This is a genomic window from Bacteroides sp. BFG-637 (genome assembly GCF_024793605.1).
GTDB classification, from domain to species: domain Bacteria; phylum Bacteroidota; class Bacteroidia; order Bacteroidales; family Bacteroidaceae; genus Bacteroides; species Bacteroides vicugnae.
Genome location: NZ_JANUPD010000002.1, coordinates 4513251 through 4533280 on the forward strand (window position 1 = coordinate 4513251; position 20030 = coordinate 4533280).

Sequence of the window (20030 nt, forward strand, 5' to 3'; positions counted from 1 at the left end):
TCTGTTCTTTTTAGTTATCTCTTACACAGGATGCTTCGCACTTTACCGATAATGTCATACTCATGCGTGGCCTGTATATATGTGCCAAAGATAATAAAACTAACGATACCTTTAGCGATAATTGTCACAAAAATATTCATTCCATCCAGTGCATATTGCATAGGGGTGAGGACTAATGCCATCAGCACGCTAATAACTAACGGAGAAATAAGCTGATGAATGAACGGCCAGACACTTCGCTGGAATGTCACCCGGTACATCTGCCAGTAGCATTGTATGAAATTGATCGTGAATGTGACTACAATGCAACTTGCCACTGCCGTAAGCGTTCCGAAATAGAATATTCCCAGTAGTATACCCGCTACATTGAGCGTAGACGAGAACATTCCGCATACAAATAGGCTTCGTGTATCACCTGCCGCCTGAAAAATGGAGCCGGAGGATGAGAGTATGATTTGAATTCCTACGGACAGGGAGAGTAGCCGAAAAACGGGTACGGAGGGCAGCCATTGGTCTCCAAAAATAATCAACGTCACTTCTTCTGCTGTAAAGAAGAGCAGCACGCTAAGAGGTAATCCGATGAAAGCGAGGAATCGGAGAATACGTTCATAAGAGGTGGCTAGTTTTGCTTTGTCGTTCTGAAAATCACTGAAGATGGGGTGCATCACAGGAGTGATGACCTGAGTGATATTCTGTAAGGGAAGCATCATCAGACGGTAGGATTTTTCGTAATACCCGAGGTCGGACATACTCATGTATTTGCCAATCAGCAATTTGTCTAAATTACGGCTGAAGTAGTTGATGACGTTGAATAGAAACTGGTAGGCGGAATAGGAAAATATTTTCCGGAGCACCGTCAGGCCTAGCGTGAAATGCAGTCGTTGCGGATAGCGTTGGTAGGAGATGACGAATATCAGTATGCTGGATACTATTGGGTTGATAATCAGTGCATATAGTCCTGCTCCGCAGAGGGCGGCGGTCACGGCTGCCGCACCTGCGGAAATCTGGATAACGAAACTACGGATAGCGATGAATTTGAATTCCTTGTTCCGATAGAATAGTGCTCCTGGTACGATGGTAGCGGAGGCAAAGAATAGATTAACGGACAGCAGTTGACACAGTGTTCGCAGGATTTCGCTTTCATAATAGTCGGCAATCATCCATGGAAGCGGCAAAAAACAGGATGCTGATTCCGATACCAGTCCATACGGTAAACGAGAAAATATTTGATAGTTCATCCTTTGTCAGCGATTTGTGTTGTACGATGGCGGGAGATACTCCCATATCGGTGAGGAGGCTGAAAAAAGCGATAATTACAGTGGCAACGGCTACGATTCCGAAGTCGTCCGGAGAGAGGAGGCGGGCCAGTATTCCTGCTACTACAAGAGAAATGACAATGCCGCTGTATTTGGCCAGTGCGGTATAGAATACTCCTGAAAGGAGTTGATTTTTAATGTTGCTAGCCATTGTTGACCGTTTTTTTAATGATTTACAAATAGGAATTTGAAAAGTAATGCCCCTATCGTTTTTGTCGATACATATTTTTTATATTTTTGCAGGCACAATCGTGCGAGTTTGATCCGCTCCGGTAATTTGAGTGAATGTGCTTGCCACATGGCAGCGTCAAGCATTTGGGATAAATATAAATCAATAATTTCTTTGTTTTTATTTTCGGTAGTCTGTCTTCTAAAGCTAAGAATCTCTTCTGTGACGACAAGATATCCTTTTATGTTTCGCATTGCGAATTTACTCGTCATTGTAGAATCTTTTCTCATACGACGATGAAAAAAAGTTCGTTTAATGCAAGCTGCTTTCGTGCTTTGTAAATAAAGCAAGGTAGTAAACAGTTGGTCTTCGTGTACGATTCCTGGATAAAATGATAGATTATGTTTTTCTATAACATTTCTATGAATAAAGTGCAGGCAGACGGAAGGAGTATATTCTTTATTTTGTAATTGAACTTTAAGTGCTTCTTGGCCGGTATAGATTTTGTCTTCTAATTTTTCTGTATGTTTGTAATTCAGTGTTGGAGCATTTTCAACGTTGTTTTCAAAGAAAACTAAAGCATCAAAAAAGACGAAATCAAGTTTTTTTTCTTTGCATTTATGGTAACACAGTTCCAAAGCATCTTTTTCCAGCAGATCGTCGCTATCCATAAAATAGATATATTCTCCGTGTGCGTGTGAGATCCCCATGTTACGCGCAATTGATTGTCCCTGATTCGCTTGTACATATATTTGTATACGCTTGTCAGTGTCACCTAATTTTTCTACTATTCTTAAACTTTCGTCTGTCGATCCGTCATCTACAATTATTATTTCTAATTCTTTCAAGCTTTGATACATCACGCTTTCCACTGCTTGACGAACATATTTTTCAGTGTTATAAACAGGGATGACGACACTGACTTTTATTTCATTATATTTCATGCTTTTCGTATGCTGATAAATTATTGATACTAGCAGTGGCATTACAAGCTGCTGTTCAAATCTCTATATACTTTGGCATATTGTTTGCCCACTTTATCTATGCTCATGTTTTCTAGTGCATAGGCATAGTTCATTTCTCCCTTTCCCAAAGTAGATAACTGCCAAGCCTTTTTCAGTGCCCGTATGATATCTGTTTTATGATCCGGGTTGAAAGTCGGATTGCCTGTACTGTTTAAAAGTTCGCCCATATTGCCGGTATTTGGTCCTACGACTATCTTGTGAAAGAGAAAAGCAAGGGGAATATTTACAAAGTTTAGTGCATTTTTCCGTTGGATGAATATCACGTCAGAGGCAGCCATATAATAAGGGAGGTCACACTCGTCTATCGGTTCGTCGTTGGCTCCCGCTTGTAGTCTGAACATACGGTTGAACAACGGTATGAGTATATAGTATCCGATTCGTGAAGTCCATCGCTTGAGGACATTTCTGCCATAGTTATTGCGTCTTGAAAAGGGGTATAGGCGAGGGGCTATCAGTAGTTTCTGTTCTTCGTCCCAGTCACGGAATGCTCCGAGCACCATGCGTCTTTCTTCCCAGTTGCGGAACTTCCCGAAGGCGGTGACGATGAATGCTTCTTGTGGCAGGTTCAGATATTGGCGCGCGCGCTCTATGCTGATATCTTCCTTGTAGGTATATTGGTAGATGTGGTGCGGGATGATGACATTCCGGCTGTCGGGATATTTTTGCATGAATTCCGTCTGGCTGTAATGTCCCATGTGTACCACGATGTCACTTTCCGATTCGATGATGTCGTAGGCCCGGCTGATGATATCATTTGCATAGTGGGGGCGGATGTTGTGCCGTGTGTATATGAAATGAGTCCCCCGCGAGCGGAAAAAGGCAATACGTTCTTTCAGTCGGCGGATGACGTCGGGGTCTTCGCATGTCCATCCCACTACCTCCTCCGGCCATTGGAAATGGATGATGTCATAAGTCGTGTCCGATTCCCAGAATTCTTTTTTGGGAGCATCTCACATCAATTCCAGCCATTTTGATAGCATCGCATAAGATAGGAACAAATAGATTGTCGGTTTCTCCGTTTTCTCTGAAAACGATCAGTGCGTTTATTGATTGGCTGTCTGTTTCGCTATCGTTCATTTTTTGAGTTTTAAAGACTTTTATTACATCGGCAAATGTAATAAAACTTATGATAAGTTTCTTCTTTTCTGTGTTTTAATTGCTGTTTAAGTTACTATTTGAGGAACTCTGAAACAGGTCTAATGTTTTTATAAGCCGTTTTTCTTCTTGGGTATAAGGAATGTGGTTGCTTTCGATATATTGCTTGAGGAAGAGGCAAGCATGTATGAAAATGTCTGCTTTCATATAACTGGTGAAATTTATGTAACGGTAGTAGGAGGCTTCACTGATGTTGATATGCACGCATAGGTCTACTGTGGCTAGCTGTGACGTATTCAGGAGCTTTTTTATCAGCATTATTCTGTTCTGGTAATGTTCGCTTACTATTTTATTTTCTTCTATTTCTTCCAAAGTTTGGTTGCGTTTTGTATCCATATTGTTTGGGGTTATTAATAATTTTTGGCAAAGATCTGATAAAAAATATATAATCTCCCTCTCATTTTTGCGATAGCTGGAATAAAATACATTTCGCACCTTTGCGCCCCGGAAGTATTAAATGTGGAATAATGAATAAATGATGATTGAAAATGAAGAAAGATCAGTATTTCAATTTGGAGGTAAATTTGTTGAATGACGACAATATTGCCAGTATGATGTCGGAGATGAATGCTGCGGAAGCACTCGGAATTTATGTGATGTTGCTGTTGCATCTGCGCACTAAAGATGCTTACGAGGCGTCGTGCAAACCGGTTTTACTGAAGGCTATGGCCCGGCGGTATGATATGGATGAAGTGGCGGTGGAGCGGGTGCTTCGCGAATTCGATCTCTTCGAAGTGGATGAGGAACGGCAGATGTTTCGTTCTTCCTACTTGGATAGGGTGATGAAAAGCTTGGAAGAGAAGCGGAAAACGAATAGCGAAAACGGTAAAAAAGGAGGGCGTCCGAAAAAGGTGGTAGAACGTGCTGAAACGCCCGTCGATAAAGGGAGAAAAGCCAATGAAAACCAGAAGAGTAGAGAAGAGGAGAGTAAAGAAGAGAAGAGTAAAGGAAATATTTCTGTTGTAAATAATAACAGTAGTAATATAAAAAAAACGTCCCGTGTGAGCCGTTTGACGGATGAAGGCAATCATTGTCCGTTACAACCCGTGTTGCCTTGGGAAAAGTTGGTGGATCAACTTTCTACTTTCCAGTCATATATGGAGCTGGCCGGGCAACATTCCGGTTTGGGAAAGCTCTTTGTTGACCATCAAAAACTTATTCTGGAAATCTTCAAAAAACATATCCGCCTTTATGACAAGGGAGCCGGACTGCTTTTCCCGGAGGACGTGAAACGGTATTTTTCAAATTATATCGCAGCCGGTTCCGTTACTTGCCGCACGTTGAGGGAAACCTTGCTGAAAGAGCTTGAGAATACGGTCGACAAGGGTGTAAACCACTTTGAAAGCGTCGTCGACGGGCAGCGAACGTATCTGGGACATCTCATTCCGGCTGATGCGCCGCCACGTCCCGATGCGTCGGCTGTGTGGGATGATGTGAAGAAACGATGGGCGCATTAATCCGGCAGATGGCTGGTTTCGTCCGGCAGGTGGCCGATGTTCGTCTGATAGGTAACGGAAGCTCGTCCGTCAGGTGGCAGACACTCGTCCGGCAGGTAAGTCCTCTGCGTGTGAATGATTATTTTAAACTATTTTTTTAATGAAAAAAGGAAAAGAATTATGAGAAATTTTGCCAACTATGATGTCGACATCCACGGTAAATCGAGTGGAGTCCTCAAAACGATTTGTAAAAAATGTCTTCCTACCCGGAAAAACAAGCGCGACCGTTCGCTACGTGTCAACGTCGACACGGGACATTGCCACTGTTACCATTGTGGAGCTGATTTCTATGTTCCCGATGATGTGGAAGAGCGTAAGAATGCCGAGCGTGCGGCAGCTCGCAAACGTCGTGCGGCAGCCATTCCGCAGCATTTCCAGCGTCCGGTGTTTGATGTCTCGAAAACCACGCTTTCCGAAGAAACGGAGCGTTGGCTGGTGGAGACGCGTTGCATCCCGCAGTCCGTCATAGCCGCCCTGCGCATCACCGAACAGGAGGAATTTATGCCGCAATCCGGCAAAAAGGAACGTTGCATCTGTTTCAACTACTTTGAGGGGGAGCAACTGATCAACACCAAGTTTCGTGCTCTCCCGAAACTCTTCAAAATGGTGCAGGGTGCCGAACTGATTCCCTACAACATCGACTCCATCCTGGGGCAGACTTCCTGCATCATCCACGAGGGTGAATTGGATGCTGCTTCCTCCATCGCCGCCGGATTTCAGAGTGTCATCTCCGTGCCGGCCGGAGCCAATTCGAACCTCTCCTGGCTCGACCGCTTCCATGGAGACGCACTTCGAGGATCTGGAAGAAATCATCATTGCTGTCGACGCCGATTCTGCCGGAATCCGGTTGCGCAATGAACTCATCAACCGGCTGGGAGCTGAACGCTGCCGGGTGGTGACTTACGGTCCGGAGTGCAAAGATGCCAACGAGCATCTCTGTAAATATGGTATCGCCAGTCTCCGTATCGCCATCGAACAGGCAGCAGAAGTTCCGCTCGAAGGTATCTTCACCGCTGCCGACTTGCATGACGACCTGCGGGCTCTTTTCGACAATGGCTTCGGTCCCGGAGCGGAAACGGGATGGGAGGAAATGGATAAGATCTGCACGTATGAACGTGGGCGAAGTGTCTACGTCACCGGAGTTCCCGGTACAGGGAAATCCGAATGGGTGGACGAATTAGTGTTGCGTCTTTGCCTGCGGCATCAATGGAAAATCGGGTTCTTTAGCCCGGAAAATACTCCTATCGTCTATCATCTCCGCAAACTGATTGAGAAACTCACCGGACACCGTTTTCAAAACGGATGTGGCATGACGGAGGGGCTTCTTGCAAACTCGGAAAATTTTCTGACTGAAAATGTCTCTCATATCTCTCTGAAAGGTAATGTTTCTCCGGATCGTGTACTGGCCAAGGCTCATGAACTCGTTGTCCGCCGTGGCTGCCGCATCATTGTCTTCGACCCGCTCAACCGTTTTGACCACAACCCGCAGCCGGGACAGACGGAAACGCAATATATTTCCAACCTGTTGAATAAATTCACAGAATTTGCCGTGCAACATAATTGCCTGCTTGTGGTCGTAGTCCATCCTCGTAAAATGAACCGTAACCCTGTCACGGGCATTACCCCTCGTGTGGAAATGTATGACATCAACGGCTCTGCCGATTTCTATAACAAAGCGGATTACGGCATCATTGTGGAGCGCGATAAGGAGGTCGGCGTCACCCGCGTATATGTGGACAAGGTGAAATTCAAGCATCTCGGTGTCGGTGGAATGGTATCCTTCATCTACGATCCCGTAAGCGGACGATACCTGCCCTGTGAAGAATCTCATGACCCTTCTCTCTCCGTTGACCAGCGTGTCCGAAATACGATGTTCGACAACTCCTGCTGGCTACCGGAAAAAGATTTAATGGGGGATAGGTGATAAATGATAGGTGATAGTTGATAAATGATAGATGGCAGACAATAAGCAATAGACAATAGTTATGCGGGATAAGCATGTCAATAGCCAGAGCTTACCGATTATCAGCTATATGTCGCTCAATCAACTATCACCTATCATTTATCACCTATCATCTAATTTAAGGTTCTTGGAGTACTTCGACGATGAGTCTTACTTGTGCGGGAGTGTAGTATCTGCTACGTGGATTCATGCCGGTGGCCAGGAGCCGTTCTTTTAGTCCGGGTGCAGCTTCGATCCATTCGTTGAATCGGTCTACTGCGCTTTGTTGCAGGATATTGGGGAGGTACAACAAGGCAAGTTCGCCTTTCCCATAGGTGCGGTATTGGAATGTTTTTTCTTCTTCTTGTTCGGGGAGAATCTTGTTTTTTGTTTTCATTTATAGTTGTGCTTTTGGATTACTGTATTTGAAGTAAAGTTACTCATTTTTAGTGGGATAGGCAAATTTTGGGAGCAGATGTTCGGGTGTATTCATAAAAGAATCGAAAATAATAGGAATACCGATTCTCGAAAACTAGGAGATAATCCTATATATTCCGGTATAATCCGTTTTAATCCGGCAGAATCCGTTGTAGTCCGTTGTAATCCGGTGGTCGCTATTCTGTTGTCGTATCTTTGTTTTACTAACAGAAAAGGAGAATGTACTTCTTTTCGTAGAAACATTTTTTTAATATGGCAACAGTTACAGTTGTGCGCTACAAGCGCAGAAAACGGCTTGGTGATGATAAATCACCGATGATGTATCTTCTCAAGCCCAAGGCTGGGGAGTCGAAAATCTATTCAATCGATTCACTGGCACAGGAAATCGAATCTATCGGCTCGCTTTCGGTGGAAGACGTGTCGCACGTTATGAAGTCCTTTGTCCGTGCGATGAAAAAAGTGCTTGTGGCGGGGAATAAGGTGAAAGTGGATGGGCTGGGTATTTTTTATACCACGCTGACCTGTCCGGGTGTGGAACAGGAAAAGGATTGTACGGTGAAAAATATCACTCGCATCAATCTCCGTTTCAAAGTCGACAACTCATTGCGCCTTGCCAATGACAGCACGGCAACTACTCGTGGAGGGGATAATAACATGATGTTCGAATTGTATACGGATAAGAAATCCGCCGCTGGGGATGGCGGTGGCGGCTCCGGTGACGACGGTGAGGGAGACGGCGATTCCGGCGGTGGAGAAGCTCCGGATCCGGCAGCATAAACTGCTTTGGTTGACTTTGTGCTCCATTTATCAATTTATCATCTCAATCTATTAAAATGTTAGATAAAATCATCGAAATCATTATGACGATTCTGCCCTTTCTGGGCAGTAGTCGCAAGAAGCGCCAGATGATGGCGCAAGAAGTGAAAGAGTTCAGCGAACTGGTGAAAGATCAATATACTTTTTTGATGCAGCAGTTGGAGAAAGTGTTGAAAGATTATTTCGACCTTAGTTCGAAAGTGAAAGAAATGCATGCGGAGATCTTTTCGTTGAGAGGACAGCTGACGCAGGCTGCGGCACTGCAGTGTAGCAGCAAAGAATGTGTGCAACGAGTACAGATGGTTGCTGAAACGGAGGGATGAGTTTATGCGAACCATCAACTTGATTGTGATCCACTGTTCCGCCTCAAGGGCGGACAGGGATTTTACGGAAGAAGATTTGGAAGTGTGCCACCGTCGGCGTGGTTTCAACGGGACGGGGTATCATTTTTATATCCGCAAAAATGGAGATATAAAGACTACCCGCAAGATTGAACGAATCGGTGCGCATGCAAAGGGATACAATGCTCATTCAATAGGTATCTGCTATGAAGGCGGACTCGACTGCCATGGTCGCCCTGCCGATACCCGCACCGAATGGCAGATTCATTCAATGCACGTATTGATCCTTACGCTCTTGCGCGATTATCCCGGCTGCCGAGTGTGCGGACATCGGGATTTGAGTCCGGACCTGAACGGAAACGGAGAGATCGAACCCGAAGAGTGGATCAAGGCTTGTCCGTGCTTTGAGGTGAAAGAATTCTGCTCAAAAATGTAATGTACTCTACAGAAAGACTTGTGACAAGTATTTATATACTCGGTCACAAGTCTTTTCTCGTTTTATCGTTTCTTAGGTTATCTTACAGTGAGTCTTACTTAGACACGGGGCATATGTTTGATAAAGAAAGTTCCTTATATATATTCAATAACGATTCTGCTGTGTTTCTCCACGAAAACATCTGGCTGCGTTTAAGCCCGTATTCTACTTGTTGCTGGTAGAATGTCTCATCATTTTCTAGTTTCAAAATTTTTGCCGTGATATCTTCGGGATTGAATGGATCAACCAATAAAGCCCCATCGCCTGCAATTTCGGGCATTGCTGAAGTATTTCCTGCAATGATTGGTGTTCCGCAAGCCATCGCCTCCAGCATCGGGATACCGAAACTTTCGCGAAGTGAGGGATATAGAAATGCGAATGCACCACCGTAGAGCGCTGCAAGGTCTGTATTCGCAATGTATCCGGGGAAGCGGAGATAACTTTTGATATCCATCATCTTTTCTTCTTCCAATATCCGGTCAATGGCATCTTCTTTAAGGTCGGCAATAAGTAATGGTAACTTCTTTGTTGATTTTTTCAAATATTCGCTGTACGCTTTCAGTACTCTCGGAGTATTCTTTTTCGGATCCGTGTTTCCCAGGAAAAACAGATATTCGTCTGCATCGATATATTTCCGGGTAATTTCCGGAGCTTTGGGCTGCAAATGGAAATGGCTGTTGAAACCGTTATATACAGACACTAATTGCTTTTCCGGCAGATGTAACGCTTCAAGAATCCGTTTCCGTTCGAACTGCGAAACGGTAATAATTTTCTCACACTTGGGGAGTATGCGCGGAACGACTAACCGGCGATAATGCCATCCCATCTCCTGATACCACGACAGGCTGGACGACTGGCGCTTTTCCAGATAGATTATATCGTGCAATGTTAGAACCAGAGGCACAGGGCAATGCAGAGGAGCCGTGTTGCTGGTGCAATGCAGCAAGTCGGGCCTGATGCTTTTTACTGCACGCGGCAGGGCTACCTGTTCCCACAATGGATAAGTAGGGCATTTTAGCTCGATGATATGTAGGTTGTCGGAACTTTCCAGACACTTGTCTTCACCGGGACTGACAAAGATGAAGTATTCATTTTCATGATCCATTTTTTGTAGTTCCCGAATTGTTTCAAGAGCGACAAAATCCATTCCATGCTTGTTGGGGCGGAAAATACGCTGGGCTTCAATGGCTATTTTCATATTCTTTCTTTTTAGTGGTGGGGATGTTTTTCTCTTTTATATAAGTTTTTTGTTTCTAGGGAGTCTCATTTCTTTATAAATATTCTCCTGTTTCTCAAGAAAATTTTCTTTAAGAATGGTTTTCTCCATGTTCTGTATGGATAAACTTCTTATAAGCTCCTTTCAACTTGAACAAATTGCCGATGGTAGTGAGCGCCAGCATCGGGATTTTTATGACCGCTTTACCCAATTGTTTGTTAAGCAGATTTCCTGGTATGGGCAATATCATCGCTACTATCTGGGCTATGGATAATATCCACCATTTTATGGCTATCATCCATTCGTTTCCGGAATCGCCTTTCAGACTTGACCAGATACCGATGGCTGTGAAAATGAATGTCAGTCCGAAAACACCTGCCATTTGGATCAGTCTCGGAGGAAGCATCCACTGAATTATCTTGTCGCAGTAGTCAATGTTACCTTGGCGGATTGCTTTCTGTAATCCGGAAAATGAACTGCGGAGAATGCCGAATTGGGCAGCTATCCAGCGTTTTCTCTGATTGCTGATGGCTTCTTCTTTCTGCGTTTTTTCGTCATAGATTGGAATTTCCGGTAAGTAGGTGGTGTGAATGCGTTGTTGCAGAAGAAGTACTTCTAGTTCTTTGTCTTCGCCTGCTGTTTCAAGAAGTCGGACGTTTTGTCGGAACCAGTCGGCTTCAAAAGCCATTCCTGAACCGGATAATGCAGCTGAAAGTCCTAGTGCGTTGTGTCCGCTGCGGAAGATGCCATTATTGATTTCTTCGCTGATGCCATCCAGAACAGAAATGTCTGTATTCAGATTTTTGCCGGTCCGGTGGGCTTGTATGCACCGCACACCGCTATCGAATGCACGGTTTACCTCTGTCAGGAAGTTCGGGGAAGTCAGATTATCAGCGTCCATGATAACTACTACATCGTAGGGTATTCCGTCGATGGCATCCATTGCCATTGTCAGTGCTTTGGCTTTGGAGCTGTCTTTATAGTCGGCTATCAGCAGTCGGATAGGCAAGGAGCGTAAGAGTTCGTTGGTGGCAGACTGCATTTGGTCAGAGATAACGATGATATCAAACATCTCTTTCGGATACTCCTGTCCCAGGAAGCTGCGTACGGAAGAGACGATCACCCGGTCTTCCTTATAAGCCGGGAAGAGTACGACGAAACGTCGGAGGGTACGGGCTTCTGAAAATTGAGGTGCCCGGTAGAACTTGGAAGCAATGGCGTATAGCAACAGATAACATACGCAAAGCGCGAAAAGTACAAAAAGAATCCAATCGACGATATTCATAGTAGTTGGAATTTATGACACAACGTTTTATTTATCAGGTGAGACAATGCTCGTTTTATCGGATGACGGGCGAAAAAGTCCGGAGTTTATTCCATAAAATATGGCTGCCGCCAGGTCGAAACGACCTTTGAGTATGAAAGCCAGACTATTCTTTGTAGCAGCCACGGTACTCTGATAAACAATGGAGGCGATGCGGTTGAACCCTTTCAGATTGCGTCGGGCATAGAACAGACGGTTGCGTGTCAGATAATAAGTACGCAATTTACTGAGTTGTCCAGTGCTCTGGCTTTCTTTATGAAAAACGGTGCAACGAGGATCGTACCATAGCTCATATCCGGCACGGGTCATGCTTGTGCTCCAGTCTAGTTCTTCATAGTAGAGAAAAATATCTCGGGCATCATTCCTGCTTTTTCAATGACTTCCCGTTTGAGCATCATGGCTGCCCCATGCAGGTAAGGGGTAGAGTGGGGAGTGTCGAATGTTCCGTCGTCCGGACAATCGAAGCCCAGCATGTTATTGCGTAGCGTGATTCGTGACAAAGGGGTGAAGCCGGCAAACTGTATGTGTTGCGGTGGAAATGCAAAGCGTATCTTGGGAGATACACCTCCTATTTCCGGACGACTTTCTAATCGTTCTATTAAGCATGCGATGTTGTCGGATTCGATGTAGGTGTCATTATTGATAAGGAATATATATTTGCCTTTTGCTGCCCGGATGCCGATATTGTTTCCGCCGGAAAAACCACTGTTCTCATTGCTGCGGATAGCGACAACGGTGGGATACAGGTGGCGTATTTTAGCTGCTTCGTTTTCGTGTGAAGCATTGTCTACGACTATGATTTCATAACTTACAGAATGTACTTTTTTCTGTAGTGATTCTATCAGTTCGCATGTGTCTTTGAATCCATTGTAGCAGATTGTGATAAATGATATGTCTGGAATATTGTTTGTCATATTTGTTCGTCAGTCTTTTGAGTGGCTACTAGTTCTTTTTCTTTCTCTTCTTCACTGATGCGCTTGTCTATATGAGGAGCGGCAAAACAGAGTGCGAATCCTATATATACAGTCAGTGGATTGGGATATTGCATTACGTCGTTGACATAGGCCGCAATGAAATAACCGGCATCCATACAAAGCCAGGCTGCCACTAATCCGCGCAAGCTCTTATTGCGTACTTTAAACATCAGTAGCCATGAGCACCAAGCGAATAGAATGCTATGTATGCCCAGATAGAGAATGAGTCCGACAATTCCTGTTTCTATCCATACACCGACTAACCATGAATCTGGAGGATAGGGCATTTGTTCTTTCGGTTCGAAATTTCCGGTTGAAAGCCCAACACCATATCCGATAGGCTTCTTTGCCATCAATTCTTTCATTCGCATCCTGTTTTCGACACGTACGAGGTATGAAGCATCTTCGGTTGGATGGAAAGAGGAACGCATTTTGTGAATGTATTGGTTTCCGCTCCCGATGTTGGTATAATAGAAAAATGCGAAAACGCTGATAGATATGAATATACCTCCCAATAATGCTTTCCAATTCTTTGCTATGACGGTTATCATCAGCATGCCACCCATAAGGACGCCCATGGCAGAGCGGGTTCCGGAGATTCCCATTCCATAAATGCCGCAAAAAGCAATAAAAAGGAAGTAGATGCGTTTCCATCTGGAGTCAACAAAGAATGAGGCAATGGCAAAGGTCACAGCAGACATGGCGGCATGAACGCCGTAATTGGCTGCATCAGAGAAACAAGAGAAATAACGAATGCCTGACCAGATAATGTGAGTACGTGCACCTCCCACTACATGTAAGAAATAAAGGTCTTTAGAACTGAACCCATGATTCTTCTGCCAATAACCTTTTAGGGTGAATATCAAAACAAATATTGACCATATAATTAATAGTAGTTCAATGTCTTTCTTGGTACGCATTACGATCGGAACGACGAATGCACATATCAAGGGGATGAGAGCATAAGGAGTGAGGTTAATATTCCAAGCTGCCATCACATTGTTTGGATTCAGTATCTCCAGTATATAATACAATAACCAGACAATGAATAAATAGGACATTATATTTTGTCCGAGTTTCCAGTTAGTGCGCTCGTCATTGCTGAGTTGTATCAGACAGATCGTAGTAAACAATAAGATAAGCACCATTGAGAATAATCCTATCTTGATGTTTACGAACATACTTGCCGCGATTAGTGCGAACTGTGCGGCAAGCAGGAGGTGGAAAGCGGTTACCTTATTCGTCATCGTCCTCGTCTTCTGCTTCTTTGGCTTTTCTTCTGAGATTGAATATGATTTTTTCTGTTAATGATAACTGACTGAGACGATAGCCGATTCTGCGCAGCAATGTATGGGGTGGAAGTTGTCCTGTAAAGTCCTCTACTGCTTCACGATTCGCATTTGTGAGGCATATACGGAATGGAACATCCGTCTTACCCAGTTGCTGTGTGAGTTGTTCGCAAAGTTGCTTGTCAATAGTTTTCCAGCCACGGTCTGCCGAAGCCACTAGGATATTGGCGTTGGCGTCATGTAGCAGAGCACTTGGAATATTGCTGGTCGACAATGGCGGATAAGCAACTATCAGCACATCTTCTCCTTGCAAAGTGTAAAAGTCTGTAATACTCTTGGCTAGTAGAAATTGGGTCGAGTTTGTATTGAAATCTACTCCGTAGGTGATAAATCTGGTATTTAACATCCGGCTTTGCATATATCCACAAATCAAATTCCCCAATTCTTCTTCTCCGGAATTGTCACTGGTGCTGAAAAGGTTGATGATGAACACGCCGGGAGACTTGCGCTTAGTCAGGAAGCGAAGTATTGAATTGCTTAATTCTTTTACGGAAAGCTGAACATAAGTCTTGGTCAGACCTCCATAGCGAGAGGGGCTTGTATTGGGAATAGCGCCTATTACCTTAAATCCGGTGACTCGCTTGGTACGGCTGGAATCTCGTAAAGTCCTGTCAAGCATTTCGACTAGTAACAATAAAGCGACTATGATGAGAAAACTGACAGCACAAGCAGCTATAACAATCTGTTTCCGATTGGTTGAGTTGGACGAAATCGGATAAGTTGGCTCGTTGAGTACTTTCAAAGTGGCAGATGTCATTTCTAGATTTTTCTTTCTCAATAAGGCTTCATTATAACTTTGAAGTACAGTGAGATAGTTGCGTTCGGTGAAATTTATCATACGCTCTTTTTGCTTGATGGTAGTACCTACTGGTGCGAAAAAGACATATCGGTCATTCAATTCATTACGTGCATTCTGTACAATCTGTAATTCAGCTTTGGCTTTCTCGTATAGTAGAGTTTGTTCCAACCATTGGTCGATGATATTGGTTCGTGAGGCGCCCTCTTTGGTATATTTATGACCGATATAGGAGGATGTTAAGTCATTTAATTCTTGCTTGACTTCAGAGAGCCGTTTCTTTTCATTTACCAAGGTCTGATCGTCTGTTTTTTGGGAAACAGTCATCGCTTCGGCCTCCGATATTCTACCAGTAATGTTGGAAGCTTCTCGCAGTTTGTCTACAAATTCCATGTTCTTGAGCACCTGTTTTGCATTACTGTCCATATGCTTCTCTAGTTCTTCAAGCATGGATTTACTACTATTAAAAGCAAAAAGTGCATCCTGCTCTCTTAGCTCGTATTCTTTGCTGATGGCAGCTATTTCCTTGGTCTCGTCAAGGTAGTTGATGATGCGTTTCTCTACATTATACTTCGTTAGGTCTTCTTCTTCTAAGTTTAGTTTCTTTCCGATGCGCTTCAACTCTTCTTCAAAGTATTTGATTACTTTGTCCGTCTCTCCATAACGAATGCGACGATATTCTTCTACAAATTCGTCCATTAGAATACTCACTGTATTGTAGACGATGCCCGGATCACCGGATGAATAGCTGATATCCAACAAATCACTAGTCAATCGACGCTGTACTTTGATGTTTTTCACGGCATTATAGCTATAAAAGGGGTGATTGTAGTAAAATAGTCCATAGATATAGTTATCTTTATGCGGACGCATATATTTTTCCAGATTAGCTACTGTCTTATCTTCACTCGACTTGTCGATTAGTTTTAGAATTTCAGCCCCATTCGGACTATTTTTCAAGTGATTGTAAGTATAGTTATAGCTTGAAGCAGTAATACCGTTATTTTCTTTATCTGGGTTTCCCTGAATAAGAATTCGCGCAAATAACCGTAGACATACTCTCTTCAACGTACTTTCGGCCTGCATGATGCTGATCAAATTGTCCATTGAGTTTTGTACTGTTGCCCAGTCTGTACGTTTATCACTCTCTAGATTATAACCAGAAGCTACCCCTGTATATAATGTAGCTTTTACATCATATCCTCCTTGCATATGCCGTGTGTAGTAAATAACCAGCAATGTGAAGAAAGCGGTTCCTATCAATATCAGCCAACGATGGCGAAATAGGGTTCGTATGATAGAAATGATATAGTTCATATCTTAGTCTTTTATTTTCGTATGATGGGAGTGCGTGAAATAACTTCGAGTATCATTAAACTCTTTGTTAATTCGAACTTGCTATTCTCATATGCCTCACGGGCTTGAGATTGTCTTTCCTTATCTGTAGATAAATCGGTAGATTCAATAGTCCCATTGGCAAAGTTCTTTTCAGAAATCTCGTATTGCACATTAGCTAGCACCAAACTTTCACTTCTCATTTGAAGAACTTTCATCTGCGAAGTTGCCATTGTGTACATTTCAATAATACTTTTTTTGATTTCGTCATACTTCATTTCTCGTTCTAGTTCTGCACTCCGGAGCGTAAGCTTTTGGCGGCTAACTCGTCCTTTGAGGTCGAATAAATCGTTCAATGGAATACTTAAACCTGCACCTACCGTGTAACCATTCTGTGCCTGGGTGGAGTAGGTGAGGTATGGAGCGACTGCCACGTCCGTAAAAGTGGACTCATTGCCGAACATTCCATATTGATAGCTTCCCCGTAAACTGAAGAAACCTAGAAATGACCATTTCTCTTTTTGGAGTAATTTGCGCTCGATTCTCGCTTTTACGTCCGCCATCTCATAAATAGGGCTGTTCTTGGCGTTTTCGAATAAAACGGATAGTGGGGGGAGAATTATTTTACTATAATCTTCTTCATTTAGTTGAGAATAGTCAGACACTTCTTGTGCAACTACACGGGTGGTAGAGATGAATAGAAGTAATAGCCCCGAAAAAAAACATATAAATTGCTTCATAAAAAAATCCTATTATTTGCTCTTGCTGTGTTATAGCTTGCGCAAATATAAGGATTAATTTCATTTATGTACAGTCTTTTATTATCTATTTTGCAATCTTGCGTGTAAATTGTGCACAGATCGTTGCTAAAATGGTATTAGAAGGCTTCTGTCATGTTGAAGTAGAACAGATTCTGCTTGTTCACCATGTCCCTTCCGAAGTCGAGACGTACATTCATACGGGGTTGAACTTCAATGCGTAATCCCAGTCCGAGGTTGGGAAGCACACCTTCTATCTTGCCCGGAGTGGGGCCCATGAATCCGCATCCTCCCCAGGCTACATATCCTATATGACTTAACATCTTTTTCACCCAAGTGCTTTTGTCCGTATTTATCATCTGGCGGTATTCGGCCATCAGGACATGCGAGGACTTGTCGCGAAACTGTCCCATGTAGTAACCGCGAAGATCGAAGGGGGTTCCGCTAAGTACATATTTTGTTAGGGGCACATTTCCGAATGCGTTTTTGCTTTGCACTGTCCAGGCTATCACCTTGCGGCGGCCTACTGTTTTGTATTGACGATAGTCGATTTCCAAACGGTAAAAGTTATTATCGCTTCCGAATACTTTATTATACATCATTCCCCGGAAGTCGAGGTAGGTTCCGTTATATGCATTTGCGGGAATATCACGTGTGTCATACGTCAGCAGGAAACCGAGTCCGGAGCTGAAATTTTCGTATCCGCTTTCTGTACCTCCTGCCGCCATATACGAGGGTTCATTAACCATTCCGGCAGCCGGCCTGGTAATTTTATCATAGTTCAAATCGACTTGGGGACCTGCAAAAATGTTGCTTTCTCCCAGACGGAACAGGAACCAGGGGTTTACTTGGATGCCGCTGTAACGGTATTCGCTGGTATCTTCTCCACGTTCATAATCTTTATTAGTGGAATAGCCGATGCCATAAAAGTTCTCGATCGTATTTTTATAAGAAAAAGTTCCGAAGATACGGAAGCGGTCTCCTTTAAAGAAAAGTTGTGGTTTTGTCATCAAGTTCAGCCCACCTTTGAACATCAAGGCAATGGCCACTGGCACTACCGAACGTCGTTGGGTGGTATCACTCGGATTCATCCGGAACGTCATCAAGGCACTACCGCCTACCAATACACCGAAGTCCGGTGTGTAGCTGGGACCACCTAATATGTTATAGTGCAAATTTCGTTTTGCTACACGCTGGCGGCGCAACTCGCGCTTTGAAAGGGCAGGAATGGTATCTGACGGGATGTCTTCAATATCTACATCGCTCTTTACTGCCGTACTGTTAGCCGCGGCTGACATCATATTGATGGATGGAAGCATCATCAATATTCCTATTATATATTTCTTCATAATTTCTCTGTGAGGAATTTGACTGCAAAGAAAACTCTTTTATTCCAATTAGTTTTGATATTCTTAGATAATAAATCTAAAAAAGAATCGTATTTTTGCGGAATATGATGTTTTCCGATATGCTGATAAATAAAATCGCATGATTTAATCTCATACATTCAAACTGTATTTATTAGTGTATCATGATCCGTCAGCCTATTAATTAATTACTTATATCAATGAATAAACAGATTTTATCAATTTTTGTTTTCTGTGCTTTTTCTTATTCTACACAAGCGCAAGAAGTGAAAGGTGGCATCAGCGACTCCATGATGCAACAAATCAAGCAGAGTTACGCAAACACTCCTGCCGACAAGGCTATCCGCAACGCTATCGGCAGCAACGACATCCGTAAACTGGCTCTCAACCAGGATAACCTGAAGGGGATGGATACACATTTCTCCATCAAAGTGCCTTCCAAAGGTATTACCGATCAGAAATCTTCCGGTCGTTGCTGGCTTTTCACTGGTCTGAATGTGATGCGTGCCAAAGCGATTGCCAAGCATAACCTCGGCTCGTTCGAATTCTCGCAAACTTATCCTTTCTTCTTCGATCAGCTGGAGAAAGCTAATCTCTTTCTACAAGGTATTATCGACACCAGCAGTAAGCCGATGGACGATAAAATGGTGGAATGGCTCTTACGCAATCCTTTGAGTGACGGTGGAACATTCACCGGTGTAGCCGATATCGTCAGTAAATACGGGCTTGTTCCCAAAGATGTGATGCCGGAAACCAATAGCAGTGAAAATACCTCCCGCATGGCAGGTCTGATCGCCCTGAAACTTCGTGAGCAGGGGCTTCAACTCCGTGATCTCGCTGCGCAAGGTGCCAAACCTGCTGCCCTTGAGAAAACAAAAACAGAAATGTTGAGCACCATCTATCGCATGTTAGTGCTGAATCTCGGTGTTCCTCCCACTGAATTTACCTGGACTGAATACAACGCTAAAGGCGAGCCTGTATCTACCGAAACTTACACTCCGCTTTCTTTCCTGAAGAAGTATGGTGACGAAAAACTGATTGACAATTATGTCATGTTAATGAACGATCCGAGCCGTGAATATTATAAATGTTATGAGATAGACTACGACCGCCACCGTTACGACGGCAAAAACTGGACGTATGTCAATCTCCCCATCGAGGACATCAAAGAAATGGCTATTTCTTCTCTCAAGGATAGCACAATGATGTATTTTTCTTGCGATGTAGGTAAATTCCTAAACTCCGATCGTGGTTTACTGGATGTCAAAAACTACGATTACGAATCCCTTATGGGTACTTCTTTTGGCATGAACAAGAAGCAACGCATCCAAAGTTTCGCCAGTGGCTCCAGTCACGCCATGACTCTTATGGCCGTCGATCTTGACAAAAACGGAAAACCGACGAAATGGATGGTTGAAAATAGTTGGGGAGCAACCTCCGGTTATCAAGGACATCTCATCATGACGGATGACTGGTTTGATGAATATATGTTCCGTCTGGTAGTAGAAACGAAATACGCATCGAAAAAAGCACTTGAGGTGTTGAAACAGAAGCCTATTCGACTTCCTGCCTGGGACCCTATGTTTGCCGGAGAGGAATAACCACTTTGCATAGACCTGTATGCCGCGAGGTCTCTAATTTTTCTTTGGTTCTTTCTTTTGCTTCAAAGAGGCAAAAGAAAGAACGTGCACGAACACGAAAGGAATTACGGATATTTTTCCGTAATTCCTTTCTTTTT

15 protein-coding genes and 4 pseudogenes are annotated in these 20030 nt (G+C 43.6%); 7 read left to right on the forward strand and 12 right to left on the reverse strand.

The window, feature by feature from the left end; translation table 11 throughout:
• Positions 1-14: 14 nt before the first annotated feature.
• From NXX38_RS17505 to NXX38_RS17520, 4 genes and pseudogenes are all read right to left on the reverse strand, one after another.
• A pseudogene (locus NXX38_RS17505) lies at positions 15-1467 on the reverse strand (lipopolysaccharide biosynthesis protein).
• A gap of 14 nt (positions 1468-1481) precedes the next feature.
• The gene (locus NXX38_RS17510; protein WP_148367287.1) at positions 1482-2429 is read right to left on the reverse strand and encodes a glycosyltransferase; all 948 of its coding nucleotides are present in this window, start codon (positions 2427-2429) and stop codon (positions 1482-1484) included.
• Positions 2430-2470: 41 nt separating this feature from the next.
• A pseudogene (locus NXX38_RS17515) lies at positions 2471-3587 on the reverse strand (glycosyltransferase family 1 protein).
• A gap of 75 nt (positions 3588-3662) precedes the next feature.
• Positions 3663-4001 carry a hypothetical protein gene (locus tag NXX38_RS17520; protein ID WP_148367282.1) on the reverse strand — a complete coding sequence of 113 codons (339 nt, stop codon included), beginning with the start codon at positions 3999-4001 and terminating at the stop codon, positions 3663-3665.
• A gap of 152 nt (positions 4002-4153) precedes the next feature.
• Between NXX38_RS17520 and NXX38_RS17525 the strand changes: the two genes are divergently transcribed.
• The 3 genes and pseudogenes from NXX38_RS17525 (at position 4154) to NXX38_RS17535 (ending at position 7085) form a co-directional block, all read left to right on the forward strand.
• On the forward strand, positions 4154-5122 hold the full coding sequence (locus NXX38_RS17525) for a DUF4373 domain-containing protein (protein ID WP_258980440.1): 969 nt from the start codon (positions 4154-4156) through the stop codon (positions 5120-5122).
• Positions 5110-5262 (forward strand): hypothetical protein, encoded by a 153-nt coding sequence (locus NXX38_RS17530; RefSeq protein ID WP_258980441.1) that lies wholly within the window; start codon positions 5110-5112, stop codon positions 5260-5262. The genes NXX38_RS17525 and NXX38_RS17530 overlap by 13 nt, the downstream gene beginning before the upstream one ends.
• 19 nt (positions 5263-5281) lie before the next feature.
• A pseudogene (locus tag NXX38_RS17535) lies at positions 5282-7085 on the forward strand (toprim domain-containing protein).
• A gap of 157 nt (positions 7086-7242) precedes the next feature.
• On the opposite strand, the gene NXX38_RS17540 reads toward NXX38_RS17535, so the two are convergent.
• Positions 7243-7500 (reverse strand): DUF4248 domain-containing protein, encoded by a 258-nt coding sequence (locus NXX38_RS17540; protein ID WP_004311607.1) that lies wholly within the window; start codon positions 7498-7500, stop codon positions 7243-7245.
• A gap of 293 nt (positions 7501-7793) precedes the next feature.
• Here NXX38_RS17540 and NXX38_RS17545 point away from each other — a divergent pair, with 293 nt between their 5' ends.
• The 3 genes from NXX38_RS17545 to NXX38_RS17555 are packed head-to-tail and all read left to right on the forward strand — an operon-like array spanning position 7794 to position 9134.
• Positions 7794-8318 (forward strand): HU family DNA-binding protein, encoded by a 525-nt coding sequence (locus NXX38_RS17545; protein ID WP_258980443.1) that lies wholly within the window; start codon positions 7794-7796, stop codon positions 8316-8318.
• A gap of 56 nt (positions 8319-8374) precedes the next feature.
• On the forward strand, positions 8375-8680 hold the full coding sequence (locus tag NXX38_RS17550; RefSeq protein WP_032852146.1) for a hypothetical protein: 306 nt from the start codon (positions 8375-8377) through the stop codon (positions 8678-8680).
• Positions 8681-8684: 4 nt separating this feature from the next.
• The gene (locus tag NXX38_RS17555; RefSeq protein ID WP_258980444.1) at positions 8685-9134 is read left to right on the forward strand and encodes an N-acetylmuramoyl-L-alanine amidase; all 450 of its coding nucleotides are present in this window, start codon (positions 8685-8687) and stop codon (positions 9132-9134) included.
• 94 nt (positions 9135-9228) lie between these two features.
• Here the strand turns inward: NXX38_RS17555 and NXX38_RS17560 are convergent, their stop codons facing one another.
• From NXX38_RS17560 to NXX38_RS17590, 7 genes and pseudogenes are all read right to left on the reverse strand, one after another.
• A complete protein-coding gene (locus NXX38_RS17560) occupies positions 9229-10371 on the reverse strand; it encodes a glycosyltransferase family 1 protein (RefSeq protein ID WP_258980445.1) in 1143 nt (380 codons plus the stop codon).
• A 109-nt stretch (positions 10372-10480) separates the two neighbouring features.
• Positions 10481-11674: a glycosyltransferase family 2 protein gene (locus NXX38_RS17565; RefSeq protein ID WP_148367266.1), complete on the reverse strand. Its 1194-nt coding sequence runs from the start codon at positions 11672-11674 to the stop codon at positions 10481-10483.
• A gap of 27 nt (positions 11675-11701) precedes the next feature.
• Positions 11702-12627: pseudogene (locus NXX38_RS17570) on the reverse strand (glycosyltransferase family 2 protein).
• Positions 12624-13934 (reverse strand): O-antigen ligase, encoded by a 1311-nt coding sequence (locus tag NXX38_RS17575; protein WP_258980446.1) that lies wholly within the window; start codon positions 13932-13934, stop codon positions 12624-12626. Before NXX38_RS17575 ends, NXX38_RS17570 begins: the two are co-directional and overlap by 4 nt.
• Positions 13924-16149, reverse strand: a complete 2226-nt coding sequence (locus NXX38_RS17580; protein ID WP_258980447.1) for a hypothetical protein — start codon at positions 16147-16149, stop codon at positions 13924-13926. Before NXX38_RS17580 ends, NXX38_RS17575 begins: the two co-directional genes overlap by 11 nt.
• An 11-nt stretch (positions 16150-16160) precedes the next feature.
• Positions 16161-16907: a TolC family protein gene (locus NXX38_RS17585; RefSeq protein ID WP_148367258.1), complete on the reverse strand. Its 747-nt coding sequence runs from the start codon at positions 16905-16907 to the stop codon at positions 16161-16163.
• Positions 16908-17044: 137 nt separating this feature from the next.
• Complete coding sequence (locus tag NXX38_RS17590; RefSeq protein WP_217722250.1) at positions 17045-18274, reverse strand: BamA/TamA family outer membrane protein; 1230 nt, start codon at positions 18272-18274, stop codon at positions 17045-17047.
• Between the two features lie 218 nt (positions 18275-18492).
• Here NXX38_RS17590 and NXX38_RS17595 point away from each other — a divergent pair, with 218 nt between their 5' ends.
• Positions 18493-19893 carry a C1 family peptidase gene (locus NXX38_RS17595; RefSeq protein WP_234132242.1) on the forward strand — a complete coding sequence of 467 codons (1401 nt, stop codon included), beginning with the start codon at positions 18493-18495 and terminating at the stop codon, positions 19891-19893.
• Positions 19894-20030: the final 137 nt, after the last annotated feature.

Bases quoted from the DNA above. Each gene is read 5' to 3' on its own strand.
- NXX38_RS17510 (WP_148367287.1), bottom strand. From the start codon at position 2,429: ATGAAATATAATGAAATAAAAGTCAGTGTCGTCATCCCTGTTTATAAC.
- NXX38_RS17520 (WP_148367282.1), bottom strand. From the start codon at position 4,001: ATGGATACAAAACGCAACCAAACTTTGGAAGAAATAGAAGAAAATAAA.
- NXX38_RS17525 (WP_258980440.1), top strand. From the start codon at position 4,154: ATGAAGAAAGATCAGTATTTCAATTTGGAGGTAAATTTGTTGAATGAC.
- NXX38_RS17530 (WP_258980441.1), top strand. From the start codon at position 5,110: ATGGGCGCATTAATCCGGCAGATGGCTGGTTTCGTCCGGCAGGTGGCC.
- NXX38_RS17540 (WP_004311607.1), bottom strand. From the start codon at position 7,500: ATGAAAACAAAAAACAAGATTCTCCCCGAACAAGAAGAAGAAAAAACA.
- NXX38_RS17545 (WP_258980443.1), top strand. From the start codon at position 7,794: ATGGCAACAGTTACAGTTGTGCGCTACAAGCGCAGAAAACGGCTTGGT.
- NXX38_RS17550 (WP_032852146.1), top strand. From the start codon at position 8,375: ATGTTAGATAAAATCATCGAAATCATTATGACGATTCTGCCCTTTCTG.
- NXX38_RS17555 (WP_258980444.1), top strand. From the start codon at position 8,685: ATGCGAACCATCAACTTGATTGTGATCCACTGTTCCGCCTCAAGGGCG.
- NXX38_RS17560 (WP_258980445.1), bottom strand. From the start codon at position 10,371: ATGAAAATAGCCATTGAAGCCCAGCGTATTTTCCGCCCCAACAAGCAT.
- NXX38_RS17565 (WP_148367266.1), bottom strand. From the start codon at position 11,674: ATGAATATCGTCGATTGGATTCTTTTTGTACTTTTCGCGCTTTGCGTA.
- NXX38_RS17575 (WP_258980446.1), bottom strand. From the start codon at position 13,934: ATGACGAATAAGGTAACCGCTTTCCACCTCCTGCTTGCCGCACAGTTC.
- NXX38_RS17580 (WP_258980447.1), bottom strand. From the start codon at position 16,149: ATGAACTATATCATTTCTATCATACGAACCCTATTTCGCCATCGTTGG.
- NXX38_RS17585 (WP_148367258.1), bottom strand. From the start codon at position 16,907: ATGAAGCAATTTATATGTTTTTTTTCGGGGCTATTACTTCTATTCATC.
- NXX38_RS17590 (WP_217722250.1), bottom strand. From the start codon at position 18,274: ATGAAGAAATATATAATAGGAATATTGATGATGCTTCCATCCATCAAT.
- NXX38_RS17595 (WP_234132242.1), top strand. From the start codon at position 18,493: ATGAATAAACAGATTTTATCAATTTTTGTTTTCTGTGCTTTTTCTTAT.